The organism is Streptomyces sp. SID9727, from assembly GCF_010550605.1.
Lineage (GTDB): Bacteria > Actinomycetota > Actinomycetes > Streptomycetales > Streptomycetaceae > Streptomyces.
Genome location: NZ_JAAGNI010000343.1, coordinates 1 through 1,164 on the forward strand (window position 1 = coordinate 1; position 1,164 = coordinate 1,164).

Annotated in this window: 1 protein-coding gene and 1 pseudogene; both read right to left on the reverse strand. The window is 78.4% G+C overall.

What is annotated here, in order from left to right; genetic code table 11:
• A pseudogene (locus tag G3I41_RS23235) lies at positions 1–186 on the reverse strand (hypothetical protein); the annotation flags it as partial.
• A gap of 29 nt (positions 187–215) precedes the next feature.
• Positions 216–1,164 (reverse strand): SWIM zinc finger family protein (locus G3I41_RS23240; RefSeq protein WP_164402325.1); only part of this gene is annotated, 949 nt, incomplete at its 5' end.

Here is a 1,164-nt window from a genome sequence, read left to right on the forward strand (position 1 = left end):
CACGGTGTGCAGCGCGGCGGCGTCCAGCAGCGCGGCGGCCGCGCCGTCCGGGCCGGTGGCGGACGCGCCCTCGGGCGGCCGGCGGTCCGTGCCGAGCAGGGCCGAGGTGACCAGCTCCTCCCACGGTGCGGAGGCCGCCGGTGCGGCCGGTGTCGGGATGGCGGCTGGTGCGGTCGTACGGGACATCGCCCCTCCTCGGGAGCCGGACTACGGGGTCAGATGAGCGTGACGGTCTCGACGGGCGTGCCTGTCCCGCCCGCGGCCCACGCCGCCAGCGGGTCGAAGCCCCGGTGGCCGCACTCGCCGAAGACCGTGAGCGGGGCCCCGCCCGAGACCGCGACGAGCTTCCAGAGCGACGGGCGGTTCAGGGCGGCAGCGGCCACGGGCAGGGCCTCCCGGCCCTCCGCGTCCACCAGTTGCCAGCCGTCCGGGGACGGCACCGGTATGACATCGCGCAGGGTCACCGGCCAGGACTCCGCCCACGGGTCGGTGGCCAGGGCCCGCCCGTACGCGGCGATCGCCTCGGTGACGGTGACACCCGGCGGAGGCGTGACGGCGGGCTCGGGCACGCCGAAGCGCTCGCCCAGCTCGGCGCGGAGCTGCCCGGACCCCGGATGGGTCGTCAGCCCGGCGTCGAGGGTGACGCCCACGGGCAGGGCCTGGGCGGGGGAGCGGCCGGCCGCCCCGAAGGACAGCAGCAGCGCCGTGCGCCCCGACTCCTCGCCGTACAGCCAGATGCGGCGGGTGACGATCTTTCCCTCGGGGGTGTCGTACTGGGCGAGGACCAGCCAGCGGTCGCGGACCGGCGGGCCCTCCGGGGAGGCCGGCAGCCCCACCCGCGTACGGACCGTGGCCGCGAGCGCGGGCGGCAGCCGGTCGCGGCCCAGCCACGCCGAGTCCAGCAGGTGCAGCAGCGCGCACTCCTCCAGGAGCCGCACCGGCCAGCCCGGACCGGACGCCGGGACGGCGCCCAGTTCCCGCACCCGGCCCGCGAGGCCGGGCGCCTGCGCGTCGACCATGCGGGCCGCCGTCTCCTCCCACAGCCCGTACCCCGCCTGCTCGGCCGCCGCGAGACCACCGCGCAGCAGGTCGGTGAGGCGCTGCTCCAACTCCCGCGCACCGCCCCCGATCCGCTCGGCGCGCCTCTCCGCCCGCTTGCGCGCG